The organism is Paenibacillus provencensis, from assembly GCF_042678545.1.
In the GTDB taxonomy this organism is placed as follows: Bacteria; Bacillota; Bacilli; order Paenibacillales; family Paenibacillaceae; genus Paenibacillus; species Paenibacillus provencensis.
Map to the genome: position 1 here is coordinate 116,779 of NZ_JBHTKX010000004.1, position 25,833 is coordinate 142,611.

Here is a 25,833-nt window from a genome sequence, read left to right on the forward strand (position 1 = left end):
GAAATTTATGAAGTTCCTATTGTATATTTGTTAATCAAAAAAACTACTGCAACCGACAGTAGTTTTTTTGATTAACAAATAGTTAAAATAAGCTTCGAACAAAATAAAACACATCATGACCCACCCAAACTTCCGCAGCAATGGAGGGTGCTTTTCCAATAAATGTGGCCGTCATGAACATTAAAACATTCATTTTCGTCCATGCTGCGGCAAATGTAACGACACCGGAAGGCATGAATGGTGCTAGACGTGCAATTAGCAGTAAGAAAAATTGTTTCCACAACCCTGAGTTTGCAAAACTCTTGCTCCATTTACCACGGCGGATAGATTCTTTATCAATTTTCTTAATGCCTTTGTTATACAGCTTATATGATATATAGGCACCAATTGTCTCTCCAATCAGAGAAACCGCAAATCCTAGAGGCAAGCCAAAAACAAGGGCATTTGCACCTGAAATAAAAAAAGTCGGAATTACACCTAAAACACTAACAACAATATTTAAAGCTAGACTAATCAGTATCGCGGCCATGCCGAAATCATCCATAATTTCTGCTAATTTTTCTGGATTTAATAACAGATTAATCCCCACAATTATGTTCAAGAATCGCTCCTCTCCAAATCAAGCGGTAACGATACGATAAATTCGGATCCAACGCCCAATTTGCTTAAAACAGTAATCTTCCCATTCAACTGTGCTATTAATTGTGATACAATGGCAAGTCCAAGTCCTGTACCTCCCATTTCTCTGGACCGGGATTTCTCCACTCGATGAAAACGGTCAAAAATAAAGGGGAGGTCTCCCTCAGGTATCCCTGCTCCTGTATCTTTTATAGATATAAAAATCTGCTCCTTAATTTGAGATACCTTAATTGTAATTGCACCTAGTTCCGTGTAATAGATAGCGTTTTCTAATAAATTAAGAATAATTTGCTCAATTCTCGATCCGTCAGAAACGACTGAAGGTAGATCATCTTTAATTTCCTCTAGTAGCACCAAGCCTTTATTTTTTGCTTTTAAACTTACTTTCTGCACGGCTAATTGCACTACATCTTCAATATCCACCGACTGAAGGTAGAGCTTGATTTTTCCTTCTTCCATTTTAGAAAGTTCGAACAAGTCTTGGATGAGATTAGCTAAACGTTCTGATTCTTTCTCAATAATTTCCGAATATGTTTCCAACTCCTCAAGATCCTTATATTGATGCCTGTTTATTAATTGTGCATAGCCCTTTAGATAGGAGATAGGTGTTCGAAGTTCATGTGAAATATTGGCCAACAATTCACTCCGATTTGTTCTGAAATTATTTAATTCCATACTCAAGTCATTGATGGCCTGCCCCAAAGATCCAACTTCATCATTGGAATTCACCTTAACTTTAGAAGTAAGGTCACCTTTAGCTATCGATCTTGTAATCTTCTCCATAATGATTAGGGGACTAGACAAACGATTTGAGACAAATAATGTATATCCAAGAGCCAACATAATGGCAACCAGTATCGATAGGAAAATCCACCTCCTAACATCATGCATCGTCTGATGAATTTCGTCTATGGATGAAAAAACGAGGATCCCACCTTCAAATGTTTCACCGTCGATAATGGGTCGCCCTACATAAAAGAAACGCTCACCATCTTCAGAATTTACGTACTCACGTTCGAAATGTTTTCCTTCTTTCATGATTTTAAAAATGTTTTTATCTATAAATTCATTTTGAGTATACTCAAAAACGTCTTTGGAAGTGATAATTCCCATTTCGTTAAAGACGACGATTTGTTTACCTGTAATCAATCGAGTATGATTTAAGAAACCCACAGCGGTATCAGGAGAATCGGTTATATACTCCGTTACCTTTCTAGAAAGATTATTTACATTTTGATGCACTTCTGTTGAGTAAATTTGAATAAAGATACGGTCAATGACGATTCCAAGAGGTAAAAGGACAATTAAGAACAATATCATTATGGTAGATCCTATTTTAATGACAATTCCTTTGTTACGCATTATCCGCCCTCTTTACTGCTCATTTTATATCCAACGCCCCAAACAGTTTGAATAAACTTCATGTTCTTTTCAATTTGTTTTAATTTCATTCGAATATTCTTTATATGAGTATCAACTAATCTCAAATCCCTAGATTCATAATTTTCCCATATGTGATCAAGCAAGAGCTCTCTAGTAAACACACGCATTGGCGAAGACGCCAGCTTACTAAGCAAGCTAAATTCTTTCCCAGTTAATTCAATTAACCTATTGTGAATAAACACCTCTCTGCTTTCAATATGAATTCTCAAAATATCATTATAGAGCGTAATAACTTCAGGTTCATGAAGAATATTGTCTTTTGGTTGGGATCTTCGTAATAATGCCATGACTCTTGCTTTTAACTCTTCAAAATCAAAGGGCTTAATCATGTAATCATCAGCTCCCAATTCAAGCCCCTTAACACGGTCGTTAATATCACTTCTCGCAGTTAACATAAGGATAGGCGTGTCACTTTTCCTTCGTACGGTTTCACAAATCTCCCACCCGTTAAAATAAGGAAGCATGATGTCCAAAATAATCAAATCATAAGAAAAGTCTCTGAGCAATTCTATTGCTGCCGCACCATCTAGCGCCTCTACGATAGTGTACAGTGGCTCTAAATGAATACGAAGCAAATTTAACATATATTTCTCGTCTTCAACAATTAATACTTTCTTCATGAATTAAACCTCTCAAAATAATTTACATTAGTATGCAGTAAATATAAAAGAACAATATTACTTTAACATTTAGTTATGAAGATTATATGGAGGTTAAGACCAAAAAAAACAAGTAAGTCACCCTAACTATTAATAGACAACAATAAAGCAAGCACTTATTCTATCTGGATTTATATTTATTAGGGAACAAATTGCAGAGCACATGTTAAAGCGTCAGTTTCAGACTGACAGACCTATGCAGAAGCTCGTTACTGACATTACGTATTTACCATTCGGAGGGAAGACTTCTTAGACTTGTTTAACGGAGAGATTGTAGCTTACAGTATAGCAGACAAGCAAGACACGACATTTGTTCTAGACACATTAAACCAACTGCCCATTTTACCGGGCACGATGCTCCATATTCATTCCAACTTCCACTTCTTATACAACGATAGAACAAATAAGCATGTAGAGTTTAAAAGTATTGATTTGAAATGACTAAAAAGTCTTCTATACATACCTCATCCAGAAACTCCTTTTCCATGTATCTTTTAAGTAAGTTGGTTATATATGCGGTACTACAAACGCCAACATTTTTAACAAAAACTAAACAACCTAAGCCCGATGAATACCGGATTTAGGTTGTTTTGTGGTGGTTTATTTACGTACTGCTTATCAGGGGCAGTCCAAATCTCCGTTTTCGTCACACTCAACTTATTACACCGCAACTCTCATAATATCTTTTGTCTAGTTTTAATTTAAGTAGTTCTACTTTTCCAAATTCCCTCATAATCTACTGATAAAATAACACTAGATTTTGAGAGAAGCAGGAGGGTGAATTATGGGTAAAACATGTAAGTATGTTATAGTATTTGGACTCGTCTTTTCGTTAGCTTTCTATGCAACGATTGGGATAATTAATTACAATATGAAATCCGCTTCATCTCAATCTCTAACTAAATCTGATCTCCAAACAGTAAAAAAAACAAATTTAACATCCTTAAGCTCCACCTTAACAACAAAATCTTCAGACCAAAAGTTAGAATTATCTGCATTAAAAAATAAAGAGAAAACATCAAATGTGCATCACAAGAACTCATTGGAGGAAAAAAATACTAGTAACCTTTCCTTGCCTCAAGTTCTTATCTACCATTCTCACAATCGTGAATCATGGATACCGGAATTAAAGAATATCAAAGTAGCAAATGAAGCCTTTGACAGTAAAACAAATGTTACATTATTAGGTGATTATCTAATAAAAAAAATGAAAACATATGACATACCGGTTTTTCATTCAAAAAAAGATTACCCTTCAGTTATCAGCAATTTTAATTATGCCTACTCATATACTTACTCTAGGGAAACAATAGAACAGGAACGAGCTATGCATAATAATATAGAATATCTGATTGATATCCATCGGGACTCACAAGGGAGAGATAAGACAACCATTCAATACAATAATTTAAATTATGCTCAGGTGTATTTTGTAGTAGGTACAAATAATCCGAACTGGCAAAAGAACTTGAAGTTCGCTGAACGCATTCAAAAGGGCCTAAACAGCAAAGTACCTTCTCTTTCAAAAGGCATATACAAAAAAGACTCATCCATTGGAAATGGTGATTACAACCAAGCCTTATCCGCTAATAGTGCTCTGATCGAGATTGGTGGCGTTGAAAATAATCTAGAAGAAAATTATCGTACCATAACTTTACTTGCTAAAGTTATGCGGGAGATCTGGTTAGAAGATAACAAACTATACTAGTTTACCATTTGGTTTATCAACTTCTACACATATTTCGTCGCTTTATCTTTATCTCTTATTTTTTATTTAAACAGCAGAAAAAACAACGTATCTGCAATTAATATAATGATTTAAAAAGCTCGGTGCAGGTTCTCCGAGATCTTTAACATCTGTTTTCCCTTTACAAATACATTCATTCTTCATTCATTCGTTCATCAAACTAGACTTCATTCTCATCGAACATTCCACAATCGCAATAGCTGCATCATTACCAGAATTAATAAGGAAACCCTGTAAAAGAACCTGCTCCCACTCTAGTAAATAGACCCTAGTAGCGTTAATATTTCTGGCCGCTTTTATAACTATCACGATGTCGTTTAAATTCCCCTCCTCTATTGTAATGATTCCTTATACGATTTTAGTAATGCTTAGAGGATACATCACTTTCTTTAACATGGAGCCGATAGTTCTGTCTATTAATATAGCTGTCTCAATATTGAGAGAAAAGTGACCAAACGTCTGAGTTTGCAAACTAAACACCAAAGTTATTATTAACAGGATTACCATAAAGAATTTATTTATAGATGCTAGCTCTTTTTTGAAAACTATAATGCTGTCGTTAATCGATATTTCCACGGAAGTGTCAAGACACCTTATTACCATGCTATAACACTGTATGTTAAGTTTTGGTATGTAATTCCCCAAACGTTAACAAGTCCCCGGTTAACCACTAAAAACTTCGAGACAATTCTCAAGCCCTATATAAATAAAACGAAGAAATGATTAGCCTGATCCGCTATTTCAATTGCTTCATATTACAAACTTTAGTTTTGAATATTTTGTGTACCTTCATAATTTCAACATATTTTTGGTTTATTGTTGTAAACATAAATTGCAAATATTAATGAGGAGGTAAATATATGAAGGGCGTATTGTTAAAGAATCTTGTCGTCGTCGGCGCTATTGCGATTATTACATCGGGTTGTGTGAATGCTGTCAAAGATAGTATGGAGGGCATGGATCATTCAACCATGAATTCAAATACTCCAACAACTACTAACACTATTGATAAAAACTCCATAAAACTTACTTCAGCAACACCAGTAATAAACGGAAAAGAGTTTACGATTACGGCACAAGAAAGCAACCTCGAAGTAACTCCAGGGCAAGTACTCCCAGTGTGGACATTTAACAACTCGGTACCAGGACCACAAATCCGAGTGAAGGTCGGGGATATTGTGAAAGTCAACTTGAAAAACGAGCTAAAAGAACCAGTATCGATTCACTGGCATGGATATCCAGTTCCAAATGATATGGATGGTATTCCTGGAGTCACACAGGACGCAGTCGTACCCGGGAAAACTTTCGCTTACGAATTTGAGGCTACAATACCTGGTACCTACTGGTACCATTCTCATCAAGATAGTGTCAACCAACTCGATAAAGGTTTATACGGCTCATTAATTGTTGAAGATCCAGATGAAAAATACAACAAAGATTTCACATTAATGCTGGATGAATGGATGAGTTCCGGTGAAATGGATACGAGTAATCAAAAAAGTAACAATCTAGACAACAAAATACAAATAGAAGGTATGGATCATAGTAATATGAACATGGATGATATGGACATGGATGGTATGGACATGGCAGCTCATGATATGAGTATGTACGATATATATACGATTAACGGGAAATCTGGTGATTCTATTGACAAATTAACTGTTAATGAGGGTGATAAAGTAAGGATTCGCTTAGTTAATGCAGGATATATTTCACATAAAATGCACTTACATGGTCATGACTTTAAAGTTATTTCTTCGGATGGTCAACCAATTAACGACCCTGAAGTGATTAAAGATCAACTGATTTCAATAGCTCCTGGTGAACGTTACGACATTGAGTTTACTGCTAACAATCCTGGCTCTTGGCTCCTTGAAGAACATGGAGATAAATCAAAGAATATGAAGACCGTAATTCAGTATGACGGTTCAGATACACAAAAGGATAATTCCAATTCATCTGAAGATCTTCGAGTATTTGATTTAGCTCAGTATGGTGTATTGGTAAATAGTAATTTTTCACTTGATGAAACAACATTTGATCAAGAAATAAATATGGAACTAAATACTGAAATGAGAAACGGTGAAATGGTGTATACCATTAATGGAAAAGTATATCCAGACACAGAAAAACTTAATGTTAAAAAAGGAGACAAAGTTAAAGTTACCTTCGTCAATCGCTCAGAAACTGATGATCATCCGATGCATTTACATGGACATTTTTTCCAGTTGCTTAGTAAAAATGGAATGCCAATTAAAGGATCACCAATCATGAAAGATACAATTAATGTGAAACCGGGAGAGGAATATGTTATTGCTTTCGAAGCTGATAATCCAGGAGAATGGATGTTCCACTGCCATGACTTACATCACGCATCTTCAGGTATGGTAACAGAGGTGCAATACTCAGATTATCAGACAAATTATACTCCCGATTTGAGTATAGAAAATAAAGCTGAGTAAAATGGTCACGCCACAGCTCCAACCGATTAAATATAGGTTGGAGCTTATGTTTTTTATAATTCAGTCAATCCCTATCATGATATTTATCATACAATGATTATCATTTAAATGTCTTTTAAGAATCTCCCTATAAGTAATTACTCGAAATACTACACTTCCTGCGTGAAATGCAATCGTATGTAGAGGATGGACAATTCCTAAATCGATCCTGTCGGAGACCAAAAGCATCACCATTAAGGAAGTACGAACGAAATTCCTGCCGATACCCTACCCAAAATAACTGTTGGTTTCATCACATCAGCAAATGAAAAAAAAGATGAATCTTTTATAGATAGGCTACAGTGATAAAACCACCTCCTTGAATCCTGGTACCTCCATTCCATATCACGAAGATATCACTTAGGTATGATCATAAAAGTCCCACTGAATGAAGATAACATTTGCAAAATGCTGAAAACAATAGTTACGCCAAACAACATAAGTCGTGAGGTCTAGTATATTTATGCTTTCCCTCCCTTTTGACAAGAAATGAGCAACTCAAATGCTGATTATGATCGCCAGAGCAACAATTACACCATAAGAAAGAATATCAAAATTAGCAAAAGAATGAGTGTAACTTTCATCGTTTAGATTTCTAGTAGCCTATTATACTCATAATATTTAGTACATTACTGCCAATAAGTTATAATCATTTCCCAGTATTTGAAATAACAGTCCGGCAGTCCGGTCTCTCTACCCATCTTCCTTAACCAACAAATTCCAAGAATAAAACTGAGTCGCTCATTATTTGAGGAAAGGGACACTTGAGTCAATGGACCGATCACTTAATCCAATTAAGTATTTCCTTACGTATTCATCAACTCTATATAACAATCAAAAAAACTACATTCAGTAGTGTTTATATGCAAAAAAGGGCAGCTTATGAACATCCGCCCGATATCAAGCCAATCATGATGAGAAAAATAACTACAGTTAACAAAAGAGAATTGCGATAAGTAAAAGGAATATCGATGGGTTGATTTGGTTGCAGAACTTGTAATATTCGGTAGTTCAATGCTGTGTTAGCGAAGGGCACAGCCACTATGACATTTCGAACATTCACTAAATTGGATAGTTTCAACAACACACTTCCTAAATGATACTCCGTTTTCATATGAGTCAGAGCAAACCTATCAGCAAGAAGTTCGTTCCTTGTTGTAAATTCTTTGCTTAACGTTTTTAATAGGGGGATATATCCCATGCTTTCCGTTAACAAAACTACCAAGAACATTTGAAGCGGATCACGTCTCCTGCAGTGGTACCATTCGTGAAGTAATATGGCTCTGACTTCCTCTTGGTTGAACATGTTAATTAGCCCCGTTGAAATGATGATACGTGGATTCCAAATACCCATTGACAGAGCAATAAAGGCATCATCTTTAATAACAATAATTTCAGTATTCCAATCCCGATATACATAATTAAGGTATGACATATGTTGTAAATCCCTATTCCCCTTAAAATTACGCATCCATTTCCAAGTCAAGAATAATTGACTACTAATCCTACCAGCTAGGCGCACCACCGTATAAATAATGACAAGATTAAATAAAACTTTGATGATGTCATGACCCAAGGTGTCTTCTTGTATAACGGTTAAACAATATTGAATAATGTTCCAATTTACTGGAACACCTAATACTTGATGGGCCATATACCAACCCATCTGGATTAAGACAAATGATCCAGTGAGTAGCATGACAAAAAAAATTGAATTTGTCTTTGCAGTCGATTTCATGATTAACTCCTGTGATTCATTTGATTCAGTTTATGCTGTAGCTTAGAGATCAATTTAGGATCTGCCTCATCCAATGCATCTATCATATGACCAACAACCAACTCTCCAAATTCACGGATTAGTCCTTGTGTAACCTCTTTAGTTTGGTCTGATAAGAACTGCTCTTTGGTTTGTAAAGGTTCATAAAAGGTGGTTTTACCCCTGCCACTTCCATGAGAATTTTTTTGGAGAAGTCCCTTCTCTATTAATCGATTCATAACGGTCATCACAGTATTGAATGAGAGCGGTTCTTCATGGTTTAAAATCGTTTGAACATCTCGAATCGTTGTTCTTTCACTGGCCCATAAGATCTCCATGACCTTTGCCTCGAGCGGCCCGAAAAATTGGTTCAAACCATGTTCGTGAACATTAAATTTTTTGATTTTCATTTTCTCACCTCTATCACTAGAGATTGTAGTAATAATAATTATTGCTGTCAATTGCAGAGGTTGAATCGTTATTTCGTTTTAGTCCAGTTCTCTCCACCGTTACTGCTTTCATAAACAGAATATCTATCCGTAATAATCACCAGACGGCTGCCATCCTCTTTAGCTGATTTAATACCTAGTGGCATTTCCCCATTTAATTTAACGTCTATTGCTGACCATGTTTTAAAATCTATTGATTTTTGGAATCCACTCTCTGTCATGATGACAACTTCGTTGTTAGGTAAAGTTAAAACTTGATAAACAGGCCCATTGGTTAATTGATTTTCTCGAACGGTTCCACTTTGGATGTCATATCGGATAAGCCCCGCTTCGGTTGCAGCCAAAATTGATGATGGAGCACCTGAAATCATTGAGATGGAATACGCACCAGCTGGTAAACTCGTTATACTCCGCCATGTATTTCCGCCGTCCTTTGTTTCATAAAGGTTTTCACCTTCACCTGCTAACATTACAAATAAATGATTGGAGTCGTCCGGATCCATCGTTAAATAATGGGCATCAGGTTCATCAGGTTTTGCTAGGTTTGGTAGTCCGTTTTCTATAACCTGCCATGTCTTCCCGCCATCTACTGACCTTTTCACAAAACCATGACCGGATACAAAGATCCTTTTGGGATTACGTGGATCAATTTCCAAGCCCATAATATCATTTGAACGAAGTTCAAAAAGTGTCCTTTGAAACTTATCGTTATTAAGTTCATAAACACCTGTATGAGTGCCTACCCAGACCGTTTCATTACCAGGTGAGTAGCTAAATATGTGTGGATGCGTATTAGAGTCCGCATTCAGTGTATCAATCGTTGTATCATTTGGCTTTTTCACATTTCCCCATACAGCAAAACCAATCAAAACAATCATAACAACAGAAAATAAAGTGCCTATCCCTGAAGAATTTCCTTTCCCTTTTTCTTCTAAACTTTTATTCATAATAATCAGTCTCCTAACTTATTATTAAATAATATTCTATTATAATCAGTATAAGTGTAGATTTTATGATCACTTTCTCACAAAGTATTTAATAAAAAGTCTATGAAGAATTTCAAAATGAGAGGTTCTAACTTTAAGAATCTTCAAATTAGATTTAGAATCTGCTTCCACTTAACGAGTCGGGTCGGGTATAAAAACTGGTGCCACAATGCGAATAAATTGTTCATATTTTCTTGAGTTATCGATTTCAATTTCGGTTATCCTTTAACATACCAACAACATGATTTAGATTATTCCATTTACCAATGCCGCTTATTATAATTTGTTCGATCATAATATCTGCGATAGAACTATAAGTCATGCTTAATAGTATTAGAGATACTTACTAGTCTCATTCTTATTCAGTAAATGTCATAGAACTACCAACGAATCGCTGCACTAATGGCGTTTAAGCCTATTAAATAAGGTTTGTTCGTAGAAACTAAACGGATTATATCTACATTTTGTTTAATGATCTGTTGCAGGTGTTCAGTTTCAAGATAGTGGCCTTAGTGAGGGTGGCTCTATTAATACACAAACAGCTCATAGAACCTTACCTACAATGCTGATTCTTTTAATTTCAGAAACCTAAAGCTAATTGGGTATTATCTGTATGGTAATAGAATAGTTTTATTCCAAATGGTAACGTGCAACTCTATACCCACAACGGTTGTAACTAGGAGAATGACTGGGTGCCTTCCTTTAAACTAAAAAAGCATGTAGTGTTTAAAAGCAGAGGGGAGTTTAATGAATTCAATATTTTAACAACAATTACACTACAAATTGTAGTCTAATTGTTAGGACTAGTCAATTTTTGATTTTGATATTTCTGTTGTTGTCCAAATGCATAATTTTTATTGATGATACATCCTCTTTAACAAAGACTTTGTTAAAAAATATCTAAAGCTAGAATAGATAGTAAAAAACAAACCCGTAATGAACTGACCCCTGTCAAGTAGACAGTAATTTAAAAGCATCATTAAGCAACCTGAGTCCGATATTCATACGGGCTTAGGTTGTTTAGTTTCTGTTGAAAACGTTGGTGGTTGTAGAAATGGATGTACCGTTGGACGGCATGCTCTACTTCCTTACTAGTACGAAAAGTGTATAGATTAAAACACTCCGATTTAAAATGACTAAAAAAGTTCTCCATACATGCGTTATCCCAACAATTCCCTTTTCTCGACATACTGGCAATCATCCCGTATCTTTTAAGACGTTGGTTATATTGGCGAGAGGTATACTGGAACCCTTGGTCACTATGTAGGAGAATTCCTTCAACTTTTTGTTTTTTTCTTGCCTTTGTGAGGGTATCCATCACAAGCTTGAGATCATTTCTTCGACTGATCTGATAGGAGATAATTTCGTTGTTATACAAGTCTTTAATAGCTGATAAGTATAGTCTCTGCCCGTTGAATATTAAATAGGTAATGTCGGTGACCCATTTCTCATTTGGTTTTGAAGCTCTAAATTCTCTGTTTAGAAGATTACTCGAGATCACATAGGCTTCTCGTTTCCCATAATAAAGTTTTTTCTTGCGGACGACCGCTTGAATCCCCATCCCGTTCATCAATCGTTGGATTCGTTTGTGATTTACTCGTAGTCCGTATTTCTTTTTAATCCATACTCTGACCCGTCGATATCCGTAAATTCCTCGTACCTCTTTATAGCATTCCGCTATCTTCTTTTTAATCTGTCTATTCTCAAGTTGCTTAGGTGAGGTGAACTTTTGCCTTTTTATCCATCGGTAATATCCACTCCTCGAGACTTGAGCGAGTCGACAAAGAAGGAGGACGCTATATCCGTTTTTGGTCAACTCCTCAATCACAGCAAACTTTTTGTTACAAGGTACTAAATCCATTCCACCTTTCACATCTTTAAGAGCTTTTTTAGCAATTCATTTTCAGCTTCAAGCCGTTTTATTTTAGTCTCAGGATCTTCAGTTCTTGTTCGTGGTCTACCTTTACCAGGACCTTTTGCTAATCCACATTTTTCTTTAAGCCCTGTTATTCCTTCAATTTTAAAATGCTCCACCCAACGGCGTACCAAAGAGTGATCGATTCCTAGCTCTTTTGCAACCGTTTTGTAGCCCATGCCATCTTTCAAGTATAAATCCACCGCTTTTTTCTTGAACGCTATATCATACGTTTTTCTAATTTCCCCCATAATAAATCCCCCCATAATAGACAGAGTAATGTGCTTGCTTTTTTCTGTCTACTATGAGGGGATCATATCATAATTACCTGGGCTTGTTTAATTACAAATCGTATTAGTGCAATACACTGACCATTTTTGTATAACTTTGTTTAGAGATGGTACGTCTTGCTGTAACGTATCGATCCTTGTAATATTTCTCAGTTAGTCTACTAATTCTTACACCTTTACTGCTGGAAGAATGAGCAAATTGCCCACTCCCGATATATATCCCCGCATGTGATATACCAGCACCACTTGTATTAAAGAATACCAAGTCACCAGGTTTTAGATTATTCTTTGATACCGGGGTACCAGTTTTTGCTTGGGCATTTGAGGTACGAGGCAGATTCAAATTGAATTTATCAAAAATGTATAATATAAATCCCGAACAATCAAATCCACTTGAAACTGAAGTCCCCCCCCACTTGTACTGGGTACCTACAACTTGACTTACTTCTGAACGCAATTTGGATTGATCATCAGCAAATGCATTGGTCGCACCGGCAGATAAAATTAAAGCAGAACCAATTAACGATATCATGAATTTCTTCAAACACATATTCTCCCTTCGGATGCCTACGGAGTTAGTTAAGAGTTAGTTAAGAGTTCGGTAGAAGGTCCCTTTATCCTTTCCAGTCAAGAATAATTCACTCAGAATGAATCCCCCGTTTTCAAAAATGAAACTAGGCAAAAAAATTAATTTTTTGTAACCCTACATAATGTAGTACATTTTCGTATATGTTGTCAATCACATCCTTCAAATCCATCTTTTATTTCATTTCATGACAATTTTCATTCAAATCGCTGCAATATCTAGAAAAATGAAATGAAAAATTCCACATTCTTTTTATAGTTGTTGATTATATATAAATAACAATTTTGTAACTAATTTAATTTCAATTTCCATGAAAAAACTCTAAGAGACAGATTACAAAATGCAGAATCAGTTAACTCACTCTACTATAAAGGAAGGAAAGGTGCATTCAACAATACAAACCTCCATTCATTTTAGAAAGATTACATTGTTGATTATTCAGTTTGTTTTTACCTCAACAAGCCTCACCACATCTGCACATACTTCATAATAAATATCGGCACGGTCTCTCGTGCATAAACGCTATTCGTTTACCTTGCATGCCTGCCATCGATCCACCATACAAGGTCAGTATTCTTCAAATACATTTTGGTATTGTTCATGAACAAAATCCAAGATTTATGTTTTAGTGTCAATCATCACCTTTCAAACTGTTTTAAAATATCCGGAAACCAAATCTTCTCATTGCTTTACTAGGACTTGAAACCTTTTGTAGGATTGAATATTATATAACCCAAATTTATGTAGAATTTGTGAAGAAAGCTTAATAAAAATATAAGATATTGGTCTTGTTATTGAACACAAATTACATAATTTTAGTTAAAATTAGTTTGCATTTTATCGCATCTTTCCATCTCCTATAAAATTCCTTTATTGTATCCTCGTGAAAAGAATGCAAATAAAAATCTAAACTAAATACATTGTACATGTTTAATTTAGTCTTAATGGGTAAAAATACTACGTGATGTAGTCCTACTTTCTTATCTATTACTTCACACTAAAGATCCTATGACGAGGTGAATTCAATGTATAATGACCCCAAAAAAAGCGTGAAACATCAATCACTGAACAATCATACGCAAGGGCACGAAAGTGAGAAGCATGGTGCCGAGCACCATCATAGTGGGGATAAGCATGCCGGTCATCATGTAGATGATTTTAAGAGACGCTTTTGTATTTCACTAATTATCACCATTCCTATCATAGCTTTATCGCCCATGATTCAGATGTCAATTGGTGTAAATTGGCGTTTCCCATATGACACTGTCCTGCTGTTTCTACTGTCTTCCTTTGTCTTCTTTTATGGAGGTAGGCCTTTTCTAGTTGGTGCATATCGGGAACTAAAACAAAAGAACCCAGGAATGATGACGTTAATTTCGCTAGCTATCGTTGTAGCTTACGTATACAGTTCATTAATCGTCATCGGGTTGACTAATGTAGATTTCTTTTGGGAACTAGCAACTCTTATTGTTATAATGTTGCTCGGTCATTGGCTAGAAATGAAATCTATTTTAGGTGCATCTAATGCGCTTGAGGAATTAGTGAAACTAATACCCTCTGAAGCACATCTTATTACTGTTGATGGAATCATCAAGGAAGTACGCGTGTCGGAGTTACGCCCAGATCAGAAAATTTTGATAAAACCCGGGGAACGAATTCCAGTAGATGGTATCGTTGTCAAAGGACAATCATCGCTTGATGAATCCATGCTTACAGGAGAATCTGTCCCTGTTATCAAAAATCCTGGAGATAGACTTATTGGAGGAGCTATTAACGGTGAAGGAGCATTAACTGTAACCGTAACTAATAGCGGCGAAAAGGGTTACCTATCCCAAGTTATTTCGCTGGTTAAGGAAGCCCAGGAATCTAAATCTAAAACTCAAAATTTGTCAGATCGTGCAGCAAAATGGTTGTTTTATGTCGCTTTAGGTGCTGGGTTAACAACCTTACTCGTGTGGCTCTCATTAGGTTACAGTTTTAATTTCGCAATACAGCGAATGGTAACTGTCATGATTATTGCGTGCCCACATGCTTTGGGTTTAGCTGTACCTCTTGTTGTATCTACTACCACCGCAATAGCAGCGAAAAAAGGGTTATTGATACGTAACCGCACTGCCTTTGAAGAAGCTCGAAAATTGAACGCTGTCGTATTTGATAAAACAGGAACACTAACTCAAGGTAGATTTGGAATAACCGATATTTTACCTGCCTCGGGATATACAGAGACTGAAATTCTTACTCTTGTGGGCTCCCTAGAAGCTCAATCTGAACATCCTATTTCTAAGGGTGTAGTGGAAGAAGTGAAAAACCGTGAAATAAAAATATTTGAACCAGAATCTTTTGAAGCACTGATAGGGAAAGGACTTAAGGGAAATGTTAAGGGTAAGTATGTTTTGGTTGTTAGCCCTGGCTTTATGGAGGATCAAAAAGTAGATTATCCTATTAAGGAGTATAATAAATTGTCTTCGCAAGGAAAAACGGTTATCTTTGCCGTTGTTGATAACCAATATGCTGGTCTAATTGCCCTGGCCGATAAAGTCAGGGAGAGCGCAAAGGACGCTGTAGAAAGTTTAAAATTGTTAGGAATTAAATCAATGATGTTGACGGGGGATAATAAAAAAGTCGCCAAATGGGTTGGCGAAAACTTGCAATTAGATGAGATATATGCAGAAGTACTCCCACATCAAAAGGCTCATAAAATTACGGAAATTCAAAATGAAGGTTATATGGTTGCCATGACAGGGGATGGCGTGAATGATGCTCCAGCATTAGCAAAAGCGGATTTAGGTATTGCTATTGGCGCCGGAACTGATGTCGCTATTGAGACAGCAGATATTGTACTGGTAAGAAGTGATCCTAATGATGTCGTTTCGATTCTTAACTTATCCAGGAAAGCTTACAATAAAATGATACAAAATCTTTGGTGGGCCAGTGGTTATAATATTATTGCTATTCCACTTGCTGCCGGTCTATTATATGGCGTCGGAATTGTCCTAGACCCAGCGATTGGGGCTATACTGATGTCACTGAGTACTATTGTCGTAGCAATTAACGCCAAACTTCTTAAGGGATAACGCTGTGTAAAACAAACACTAACTGCAAAAGGAGGCTCAAATGATCCTCTTTTTGCTTTGGGCTTAATTTCATTTCATGGTAAATGTCACTGTCAGCCAATAAGCAAATATCTTAGGCGGCGAATTAAACATTATGAACGGTGTCTGTTTGGTTGAGAAAGATCGCAAGAATGTTCAGAGAGATATTGGGACGACAAAGTCATTCAGGATTGTCTTTACATTCCAAGTGGTCCTTTGAATCATTAGATAATGATGGTAAAGCATTAAATTTAGGAGAGGCTGCGTTGTTACAAGAAGAAGTATATCCTTTCACATGGTATTTGCAAAGAGCCGGAATTATCATAACTTCGCTCCATAATCATTGGTTATTTGATACCCACATTTAATGTATGCACATTACGCTTCAATTTAAGAGCCATTGTCTTTTGCAAAGAAAATTGCAGAAGCATCGACCTATCTTAAACACGAATAGTTACATGTTCCTAGAGTATCAACGAGGGTATTAACCGCAAAAGATTGGCTTCCGGTTTACAACTCCGAATTGGCTTCTTTTTTAAAAATTCCGAGCTTCAAACTGTCCGGTATAAGTTCAGACGATAGAATTTTGCTAAAGAAATTGGGTGATTATGTCCAATTTACGTTAGTTTTTTTAGAAACCCATCAATGTGATTTCGATCCATCATATTAAGAAGTTAATGACTTCGATTCCAAAACCCGGAATAGCTTCAAATTAATCTGTACCAGGCAACTCTATATTTTTTCCTGTATTCAACAATTTTTTCTGCAATTTGTTGCTCCAAAAAAGTGTCATCTCATCACCTTCCGAATCAACATCGGTAAGCTTGGAATTTACTTTTTAAACGTACCGGTCTTGTCAAGTATAACGGCGTTGAACTTATGGGTTGTTCCAGATGCTCGCCACCATTAACAAGATGCCAAGTGCACATGAGGAAGTAATAACAAAAGTCGAGATTGTTTCTTCTAATACCTCTGCCAAGTTGCCGCGGCGGTGCTCTTGACCCTGCGCTTTTCTCTCTTAATTCTCCCAAGTTAACATGGACTCAGCAGCCCTTCCTGCCATTGATCATCCACCGGTACATTATCACCAGGACACACAAGAAACGGACATATCCATTCCACCAATGGACAAACCAATCGTTAGATCCATACTGTAAAATTGATCGGCTGCAGTCCTAAGAGATATCAATTTATTTCTACTACCATTATGTATACTCCTAGATAGAACTGAACAGAATTACCAAGATAAGTTTATATTATGTATATATCCACGACGTGAAAGAAAATGTGAACCCACTGTCCATTTTTACTGAGAGTAAGACTGAAAATTAAGCAATTTTTGTTTTGCTGCGCACGTCTCTGTTACAGCGATTAGCTGTATTTTCATTATCTTCTATCTGGTGTTGACATATACATTTTGTATACCCTTGTTTGCATGTGGCTGGAAGAAACGATTAAGAAACTGGGATATGGTACAGTAAAAGAATTCGCGAACTTTTGGAAATTACTCTATCATTTCTTTTTATATCGAAGATAGTTAACTTTCTTCTAAGGTGAAATTAAACATTTACCGACAATTCAATAGGCATTAGCCGAACATGTTATCCCCGTGATTTGTAAAAGTTGATTGTTTATGCTACAGCTTCCATAAGTTGTTCCCACTTAGGTATGATTTCAATTTTAATCGGTGCCTTAGTAGAAGTTATTACCGGAATATCAGTGGTCTAATGACTGTACTGGTGGATTGACAGAAGGAATCATGGGAGGGTATGATGGGAGTCATTTTATAATGATGATCTCATTTTCTTACATTGATGAGCCAGCCATCAAAAAAATACTGTACTTTACTATTTCATAATTTTTTTTGTATTTTCCTCTTGTTACGTGGTGAACTAGATAACTCATTAACTTAATTAAACTATTTAACCATAGTAATTACATTATTACAAATTCACCTCAGAGAAATTTATTTTCCTTACAACTATAGCCTACCAACCCCAGATTGAATCAAATAGGCTTTATAAATACGTAAACCATTTGCAATTAAAAGAAATATTACTGCAATACAAACCAATTGCTTTTGTTTTATCTGATTTGTGCTATTCATGTTTACACAGTCCTCTCCTCAGTCTTTAACTTCACCATACTATTATATGGACCATATTTAAAAATGTTCACTCGAATTACTTTATAATTTATTTTTCTTTAACCGTGTTCCTTATAAGAATTGATTGTGCTCCCCTGTGGTGTACGTACTTTTATCAGCTAAATGTCCCAGCAATGATAACAGTAACAAGCAAAATAAATAAGGCTAACATTGCACCAATTCTCCTCCAGCATTCGCTCCCCAACTACCTCACTCATCATACATCCTCCTTTAGTGAAGTACGTATTGGTGTGTATAAAACTGGGTATGAAAGCAGCTATTTAGACGGTCTCTTTCTTTGATTTCTCATGGAGTTAAAATTAAAAGGAATATAAGCAAAGTAACGAAACTTTCTGATCATCTTGGTTTGACCATAAACCAGAAATCGCTAGAAATGTATCTAAACTTTGCAGGTAAAATGTAAAAATGTGAAATATATCGTTATTTACAGTTAAATATCCTGCATCTTTCGTTTATGATATCTACTGTTCGTTTAATTTCATTGGTGATCATTACATGATCCCTCATCATATTCATCATTTAATTCATTTGCTTAGACATCATTTCCTGACGTACTGAAGACACTGATGGATATATCATATGCATGGTTGAAAATAATTCACTAGCCACCCCCTCCTAAAAAGGGTTTCACCTCAACGTATGGTTACATCAAGATACATGTCACTAATCAAATTGTCCATATTTGGGGCTAGTTTAAACATAATAACTTAAGCGGGCACTTCATTTACCCTTCCATGTTTAAACGAGGCTGAAATAAATACAACAGGCCATATACAGACGCACCAATTACTAACGTAGCCGTGAACCCTAGGTTTATAGAAATTAAAACTGCGAGAAGGGAACCCGCAATCGTCATCAAGCCATTAATTGCCCAGCTTATAGATACTTGTCGTTTAGAAAGCAATGAGAGTCCGAACGGGAACGGCATACCCATAAAAAAACCAAGCGGAACTAAAACAATTACTCCTAACATTAACCGGATTAGAAGCGGTAAATAAATCATTTCTTTTTGGTACCAAGAAATCAAAAGATTAAGGCCAATCGTTAGAACAGCTACCCACAATAGAGGTGAAAATCGCCTAGAGCGACTGGATGACCAGTGAGAAGAAACCATACTTCCTATTCCCCCGCTGACTAACAATACACTTAGTACAAGTACAAATGCGTATATTGGATGGCCTAACGGTAGGATGAGTCTTTGAATAAGCGTGGTTTCAATGATCATAAAACCGATCCCTATACCAGAAATATAAACTATGCTTCCATAAGGTAAGCGTTTTTTTCGAATAAATAATAAACTAATGACAAATACACACGCAAGTAACCAGAGCAAAGAATTAGGAACTCCCTTCGATTTTTGATAGAAAAAAGGCTTGTCATCCTGATTAGATAAAAGATCAAGATTATCCTTTTTTAAATAATCCTTAATTGTGCTTAGTCGATCAGCTATAAAAGGAACATGAAGTGGTATCTGCTGGATATTCTCAGCCTCTGTTTTTAATTGCCTTGCATTCTGTTCGGTAAAAGGGTTTTGACTAATAATAAGCAGTGGTCTAGTAATTACTGTTTTATTCATGCCCCAAACTATATGACCAAGATGATGATAAGTACCGATAACTGCCATATGTTCATGGGTCTTGCTTTCTTGTACACCCCGAGCCTGTAATACCTTCTCAGCAGCATTTTCGACCTTCAGCATTTCAGCTTCATCATGTAAAAGAAAAGCAAGCCTTCCACCAGGGTTAAGCTTTTTTATGTATTCTTCAATAGCCTCTTGCGTAAAGAGGTAATTTTCCGTCAGAGCAATTCCCAAACCGTTTTCCGATTCTTTCTTAACGAGTGACAAATAGATAACATCGTACTGGTTTTTCGTCTGTCGGATGAAGGTTCTTCCGTCAGAGACAAACGCTGACACCCCTTTTTGATGAAAGACATCTCCAGAAAAATGGGACATTTTTTGCACAGCTTTAAAGCTGCCCTCATTAATATCAACGGCATCAATTTGTTTGAATCCAGCAATTTGGGCAGTAAGAACTTCTTGGCCTCCGCCAGCACCAATAATTAATGCGCGTTCCTTAAGAATATCTTGAAAAGCAAGGTAACTGGTTGTTCCGGTTAAATAATCTACTTGTTTTAAATTTCCTGTATATTTTGAAATTGGAGAAACAGCTCCCCCATCGATGGTAATGTAAAGCAATTCCCCGTCTCCAGCATCATAAACATCGGTTTTAGCGAGGGAGTTCCAATCGGAGAAAACGGATTTTACACCGCTTCTATTGTTAAATACATGGTTAGGGCTCGTTGTAAAAGCACGAAAAATCATTTCTTTGTTATAAGGCTCTATGATGTTATAAATTGCTATGATAAGTACTAGGATGTAAATGATCTTCAAACGTAAAGAAGAATGTTTTACAATTAGAACAAAGCTAATGAGTAGGACTACAGTTCCCAATAGAAAAATAGTCTGAACAGGGTCAAGAATGTTCATAAACCAAACAGAACAAACTGCTCCTAAACCAGCACCGACTAAATCCGAGAAATAAACGACATGCAGTTGACGATAGTTTGCCTGCAAAATAGCTGCAATTAGTGCCCCTCCAATTAAAAAAGGTGGAAAAGCTGCGACTGTATAAAACCACATTCCTCTGAAGGGGAGAATATACATCATAAATACAGCTGAAAGCATGGCGAAAGCAAACATACCAAGCCATAAATAACAAGCACGATATATTGCGACACCTGATCTGTATGCCACATAACCTCCAAATCCAGCTCCTAGTGTAGCAAGTGAAATGGCTATAAAGACAAAATTGTAGGCTAAAATAGCCGAAAAAAATCGGGAGAGAAAAACTTCATAGACGAAAAGGACAAACGAAATACCAAATGTAATAATACTATCCCTTTTAACTGAACTTTGACGCATTGTACTGCTCCTTTATTAGGTTATTGTGCTGCAATTTTATTGTCAGTACGCTTCTACTAAGCCATAGGGAACCTTTTACGTTTCAAGTTCGTTATATCCTGCTATTCATCGCAATGGAAAGCCGCCTTCCATCCTTTCTTTTATGTTTTCCTATCCGTCATCGGTTTTCAGTTAGAGGCCGGTCGGATTCTTAGTGGACTGGCTCAAGGTAGCTTGTTGCAAACTGCAACCTGCTAGTATCCTGCCAAGGATAGCACAGGTATTTCCATCATAAGGAATCAGTTGGATTTAGTATGCTAAATCATGGTAGTGCTTATACATCAAATTGAAAAGAAGCTCACATAGCAACTCAAGGTAGATACCGGTAAAATGGTAGTGATGTAATCAGCAGCCCTTCATTTTTTCTATACCACACATATGATGACAGTATTACAACTCCCTTCTTAAATCTTCAGAACAGTCATTGCATTTGTTTGTAAACCACCAAAGTTTCTAGAAGTCTCTTTTCTCACTCCTCGATCAGTTGTCTTATCATTTTTTGATAACCTCGGAGATGCAACAGCCTAGGTGTAAATGGATTATGAGTATTTATTAGAAAGCTATCCGAAAAACTGACTTTCCTTCACCGTTTTGGCGACAATCGAGGCTGGCATTCAACGAAATACTCTACAGAATTCCCACTATGTATATCTAATGTTTCATGTAATTCAGATGGTAACGATATTCTTTCCAGCTATCTAGAGGACGGTTCATTCCTGATCTCCCCATATTTAAATAAATATATAAATATTATCAGTTCATATAGTCGCAGTGTCTTACAAACATAGAAATAACCAGAGTACGCATGAAAAATCCCTCCTGGAAAATACCAAGAGGGATTTATAATATTATTTTATAAAATAGCTTATTACCCAATTATTTATTAAATTCCAGATGTTAAGGTAAACGTAAATACAGATCGATAAGTCCCGGCCATCAATCCGGTTTCTTCCCCTGGAACGAACTTACTTCTTGTACCTGCAGATTCAATTTTCACTTTATCCGGAATGCTTAGCGTAAAGTCTAAAGGTATTTCATAATATCCCATACCTTCAAATTCCTTAGCTGATGCCAACACTTCCGACTGGGTTCCTGTAAATATTTTCTTCCCAACACTAGATAATTGGGCTTCTGGACCAGACAATGTATTACTATTCTTAACATCTACAGATAAGGAGCTTGCTGGAATACTAACTATCAAGTCTTTAGTATTCAACGAGTTATCCGTTAAAGGATCTGAAACAAAATCCTTCACATCGAGACTATATTGCCATCCCTTCGCATTACCTCTGTAGTCCTCAATAAGCGCTCTACTTACCGAATTGATCTGTTGGTAAGGTCTAGTGCTATCAATGACAATGGTTGAAAGATCCGCACCTTCAAAACGGGAATTTAGCCCTCCACCTATAACTGTAAAATCTATATCTTCAGAAGTAATGGATTCTAGTGGTCCTCCAGGATTCGGTGTTGGTTCCGGATTCGGGTTCGTTCCTTCACCTGGGACAACAATGGTGAATGGTCCTCCAGAGTAAACAACTTCTTCAGTAGACACTTTTCTGACTTCAACATAAATTTGGTAAGTACCTGGCTCGTATGCCACCGGTCCTATGTACTTGTTCCAACCTCCGTCTTGGCCATCTTTGTAGTAAACCTCAAGATCTGAAGATGAAATACCCGGATCAACGATAAGTTGTCCATTTTCAACCGTAACCCTAGGATCTACTTTTGACGTAACAAAACTTATAGTTTCACTTTCTGTTCCATCAGCAGCTTCTACTTTTGCTCTTACCGTGTGTACATCATTGGATAAGGATACGACTCCTGTTGTTTGAATCCAATCACCACCACCTACAGAGTAATAAGCATCTCCTTCTGTTGGATCAAACTGAATCTCTAATTCCAATCCATACTGACTGTTTAAACCCTTCTGTACAACTACCGGCTTGTTCACTTCTACAGGTACCGATGGGCTATCTGCTGTGAGGGTGAAAGATTTATTAATTAATATTTCACCTCGTGAATTGAGCATACGAACTTCAACGGTATGGTCTCCCGTTTCCAGTAACAGGTTGTTATCTACATTGAATTCTTGCCAATCTCCACCATCTACCCTAACCTGTACTTTTGTACTGCCTGTTGCCGATGCACTTACTTTGAATTCATCCTTCGAGATTTTTTCCACCGTTGGATGACCTTCTGTGATTACGATTGGATTATTGGTAATTGTGAGCTCTCCAATTTGACTGATATTTCCTTTACTGTCTGCAGATCTTGCTTGGATGGTTACATCACCTGATTGAGTGATGACGATCTCACCTGTATAATCCAGCCAGCCCCCACCATTGATTTGGTATTGTTTTGTTGGAGTATCACCTGTCGTTCCAAAATTAATTGATACTACGGACTGATCAAACTTGTCTTGCGAAGCAATCGATAAAACAGGTTTATCAGGAGCAGTTTCTGGTACAACATAATCTGCTGGATAAACTACCGGGGCATTATTCACCACTCGCCAGTTCGAAGCATTGTCAAAATACCCTAACTGGCCGTCTTCGTCTATAGCATATACATAAGTATCCATCGAGTTATTAGGTCTTAAACTAAAGAACGAAAGATACTTTTTAGGTAGAACAGTAATATTACCATCACTTTGCCATGTCAGAACTGTGTTGTCATCCTTCAAAGCGAACATCTGTTGTGTTCCATTTCCTTTGATAGCAAAGTCTTTAATATTTTTGATCTCGTTGGACGGACCGGTTAGACGAACAGGAAGGGAAGTGACGTTCCGATCCTGTGTTCCAAACAAACCATCATAATTAGTCCCCCACCCGTACAAATAACCGTTAGGTTTCTGGAATATTAGGGTACCAGCAATACTTGCCCATACCTTTGATACTCCGGTAGCAATTTGAGTTCTTGTTGAAGAAAAAGTGGTTTCTGAAGCATTCCAACTATTGATAGGAGTACCCCAATATTCAAGATTACCATTATCAAGATTCAGGTAACCTGTTGAGATGTTCTTGCTATTGAAGTTTGGCTTTGTCCCTGCAGATGCCATCTTTCTAAGGTTCTCCACTTGCACTCCGGCAGGCAAAGGTTTCAATGTACCAACGGTGCCTGATTCGCCCACATCATAAGAACTTTTCTTAATATCATAAGCTAAGAAATCTGTAAATGAGACTGATTGTCCTTTCACTGTAAACACACGTCTAGATGCTTCCGAATGCTGGGTAGCAGCGCCAGTGGAGTAAGGGTCGTTAATATAATTAAAACCTTCTATAGCTTTCATCTCAAATTCAGATGCATTAGAGAAAGCAGGAAAGTGTTTAGTTACATCTATAGGTATAGCATTAGTACGAGAGCTTGTATAAAATGCATGACCTACAAGATAGACTTTATTATTCGTAACTAGAATTACACTCTCTGACGATATGCTATAGATCTTTTGAACACCTTCCAAAGGGTCGCCAGTAGCAGGATTAACAACTTCTGTAGGCACAACTTTGTCTATTTTACTACCAATACCCAACTGCCCTTCTATTCCTCTCCCCCAGGCCAATACTGTTCCTTCTTCCATCAAAGCAAAGTAGCTTACGAAGTTAGAATAGGTAGTGGGGCGCTTAATAACTTCAAAATCCTTTACCCCATCTAGCATTTTAACTGCGGGGGATCCTTGGTAAAGTTCTCCGGATCGCGTAATATAAACACTATTACCTCCGGTATAACTTCTGACTTTCTTCATGCCACTGTCAAAGACAGTAACTTGGTCCGGTCTATTCATATTGAGGTGAAGACTTTTACCATCATCCAGCTTAAATTCATAAGCCACAGCAAGCCCACCAGAGACATCTGAAACGTATGGCTCTATACTCAGAATCTTTGAATACTCCGAAGCTTGCACTTTAGGTCCCAGTTCTGCAAAGGAGTACGTTCCCGCTAATAGTGCAACCACCAGCGTTCCGATTACACTCCTCTTCCATCCAATCCGTATCTGTTTTTTTTCTTTTTCCTGATTATTTTGCAACTCAGTCACCCCTCCTTAAATACCTGAAGTCGCTGTATATGTAAATACAGACCTATATGTTCCAGCTATAACCCCGATCTCTGCACCAGCACTACTTGTCATAGTCTTCGGTAAGCTCAGGGTGTAATTCACCTCAAAATCGTACGCTCCTTGTCCTTTACCTACATCTGCGGAAACAATAGTGCTAGGTACAGACGAAAGAACCTTGTTCTCTGCAATCTCTCCGCCCTGCGTAAAATCAATCGGTACACCGGAAATGGTATTTTTCAGAGTTGTAGTGAATTGTACGATACTAGCTGGCAGTTTAAACTCTTGGCCGTCCATAGTAGTGATAAAATCTGTAGCTGCGACACTATATGCCCAGCCAGCCCCATTGCCTCTATCATCAATTGCTCTAAGGGTCGAAACCGCTTGTGATTTTAGATTATCCCTTGATGATAGAGTAATATTGTTAAAACTTAGACGGCTTTGGATGAATTGTAGACTTCCGCCTGTGACTGCAATCTCCTTCTCAATTTCTTGTGCAGAAGCTGCTAGAGGTAAAGCTAATACCATTACTAGCATACTTGCTAAGACTTTCTTCATCTCCTGTTCACTCCTTCAGATGTATTTGT

Annotated in this window: 16 protein-coding genes, 1 pseudogene and 1 riboswitch; of the genes and pseudogenes, 5 read left to right on the top strand and 12 right to left on the bottom strand. The window is 36.9% G+C overall.

The features are described 5' to 3' along the window. Positions 1 to 82 precede the first annotated feature (82 nt). Genes ACFQ3J_RS21145 through ACFQ3J_RS21155 form a run of 3 tightly spaced genes read right to left on the bottom strand, consistent with a single transcriptional unit; the run spans position 83 to position 2,702 of the window. Positions 83 to 601 (bottom strand): TVP38/TMEM64 family protein, encoded by a 519-nt coding sequence (locus ACFQ3J_RS21145; protein ID WP_090727206.1) that lies wholly within the window; start codon positions 599 to 601, stop codon positions 83 to 85. Continuing rightward, a complete protein-coding gene (locus ACFQ3J_RS21150; RefSeq protein ID WP_090727207.1) occupies positions 598 to 2,001 on the bottom strand; it encodes a sensor histidine kinase in 1,404 nt (467 codons plus the stop codon). Before ACFQ3J_RS21150 ends, ACFQ3J_RS21145 begins: the two co-directional genes overlap by 4 nt. Further along, positions 2,001 to 2,702 carry a response regulator transcription factor gene (locus tag ACFQ3J_RS21155; RefSeq protein WP_090727209.1) on the bottom strand — a complete coding sequence of 234 codons (702 nt, stop codon included), beginning with the start codon at positions 2,700 to 2,702 and terminating at the stop codon, positions 2,001 to 2,003. The genes ACFQ3J_RS21150 and ACFQ3J_RS21155 overlap by 1 nt, the downstream gene beginning before the upstream one ends. Before the next feature lie 196 nt (positions 2,703 to 2,898). Here ACFQ3J_RS21155 and ACFQ3J_RS21160 point away from each other — a divergent pair. The 3 genes and pseudogenes from ACFQ3J_RS21160 to ACFQ3J_RS21170 all read left to right on the top strand — a co-directional run. Then, a pseudogene (locus tag ACFQ3J_RS21160) lies at positions 2,899 to 3,104 on the top strand (IS3 family transposase); the annotation flags it as partial. 421 nt (positions 3,105 to 3,525) lie between these two features. Further along, positions 3,526 to 4,449, top strand: a complete 924-nt coding sequence (gene spoIIP / locus ACFQ3J_RS21165; RefSeq protein ID WP_090727211.1) for a stage II sporulation protein P — start codon at positions 3,526 to 3,528, stop codon at positions 4,447 to 4,449. 986 nt (positions 4,450 to 5,435) lie between these two features. Next, positions 5,436 to 6,953, top strand: coding sequence for a multicopper oxidase family protein (locus tag ACFQ3J_RS21170; protein WP_371264621.1), 1,518 nt, complete (start codon positions 5,436 to 5,438; stop codon positions 6,951 to 6,953). A gap of 919 nt (positions 6,954 to 7,872) precedes the next feature. On the opposite strand, the gene ACFQ3J_RS21175 is transcribed toward ACFQ3J_RS21170, so the two are convergent. From ACFQ3J_RS21175 to ACFQ3J_RS21200, 6 genes are all read right to left on the bottom strand, one after another. Next, positions 7,873 to 8,730 (bottom strand): M56 family metallopeptidase, encoded by an 858-nt coding sequence (locus tag ACFQ3J_RS21175; RefSeq protein WP_090727215.1) that lies wholly within the window; start codon positions 8,728 to 8,730, stop codon positions 7,873 to 7,875. Between the two features lie 2 nt (positions 8,731 to 8,732). Further along, a complete protein-coding gene (locus tag ACFQ3J_RS21180) occupies positions 8,733 to 9,158 on the bottom strand; it encodes a BlaI/MecI/CopY family transcriptional regulator (protein WP_090727216.1) in 426 nt (141 codons plus the stop codon). A gap of 68 nt (positions 9,159 to 9,226) precedes the next feature. Beyond that, positions 9,227 to 10,144, bottom strand: a complete 918-nt coding sequence (locus tag ACFQ3J_RS21185) for a WD40/YVTN/BNR-like repeat-containing protein (protein WP_090727218.1) — start codon at positions 10,142 to 10,144, stop codon at positions 9,227 to 9,229. A gap of 1,018 nt (positions 10,145 to 11,162) precedes the next feature. Continuing rightward, a complete protein-coding gene (locus ACFQ3J_RS21190; protein WP_090727219.1) occupies positions 11,163 to 12,044 on the bottom strand; it encodes an IS3 family transposase in 882 nt (293 codons plus the stop codon). An 8-nt stretch (positions 12,045 to 12,052) separates the two neighbouring features. Then, on the bottom strand, positions 12,053 to 12,349 hold the full coding sequence (locus ACFQ3J_RS21195) for a transposase (RefSeq protein ID WP_090727221.1): 297 nt from the start codon (positions 12,347 to 12,349) through the stop codon (positions 12,053 to 12,055). A 103-nt stretch (positions 12,350 to 12,452) separates the two neighbouring features. Further along, a complete protein-coding gene (locus tag ACFQ3J_RS21200; RefSeq protein ID WP_090727222.1) occupies positions 12,453 to 12,932 on the bottom strand; it encodes a C40 family peptidase in 480 nt (159 codons plus the stop codon). A 4-nt stretch (positions 12,933 to 12,936) separates the two neighbouring features. Continuing rightward, positions 12,937 to 13,079: riboswitch (cyclic di-AMP (ydaO/yuaA leader) on the bottom strand. A 920-nt stretch (positions 13,080 to 13,999) separates the two neighbouring features. Here ACFQ3J_RS21200 and ACFQ3J_RS21205 point away from each other — a divergent pair. Together ACFQ3J_RS21205 and ACFQ3J_RS21210 are read left to right on the top strand one after the other, a co-directional pair. After that, positions 14,000 to 16,048 (top strand): copper-translocating P-type ATPase, encoded by a 2,049-nt coding sequence (locus ACFQ3J_RS21205; RefSeq protein WP_090727224.1) that lies wholly within the window; start codon positions 14,000 to 14,002, stop codon positions 16,046 to 16,048. A gap of 170 nt (positions 16,049 to 16,218) precedes the next feature. Next, complete coding sequence (locus tag ACFQ3J_RS21210) at positions 16,219 to 16,434, top strand: DUF1259 domain-containing protein (protein ID WP_256209931.1); 216 nt, start codon at positions 16,219 to 16,221, stop codon at positions 16,432 to 16,434. A 2,523-nt stretch (positions 16,435 to 18,957) separates the two neighbouring features. On the opposite strand, the gene ACFQ3J_RS21215 is transcribed toward ACFQ3J_RS21210, so the two are convergent. The 3 genes from ACFQ3J_RS21215 to ACFQ3J_RS21225 form a co-directional block, all read right to left on the bottom strand. Further along, the gene (locus tag ACFQ3J_RS21215; RefSeq protein WP_090727226.1) at positions 18,958 to 21,156 is read right to left on the bottom strand and encodes a spermine/spermidine synthase domain-containing protein; all 2,199 of its coding nucleotides are present in this window, start codon (positions 21,154 to 21,156) and stop codon (positions 18,958 to 18,960) included. A 922-nt stretch (positions 21,157 to 22,078) separates the two neighbouring features. Further along, positions 22,079 to 25,219 (bottom strand): RCC1 domain-containing protein, encoded by a 3,141-nt coding sequence (locus ACFQ3J_RS21220; protein ID WP_090727228.1) that lies wholly within the window; start codon positions 25,217 to 25,219, stop codon positions 22,079 to 22,081. 15 nt (positions 25,220 to 25,234) lie between these two features. Then, complete coding sequence (locus ACFQ3J_RS21225; protein WP_090727229.1) at positions 25,235 to 25,804, bottom strand: WxL domain-containing protein; 570 nt, start codon at positions 25,802 to 25,804, stop codon at positions 25,235 to 25,237. Positions 25,805 to 25,833 lie beyond the last annotated feature (29 nt).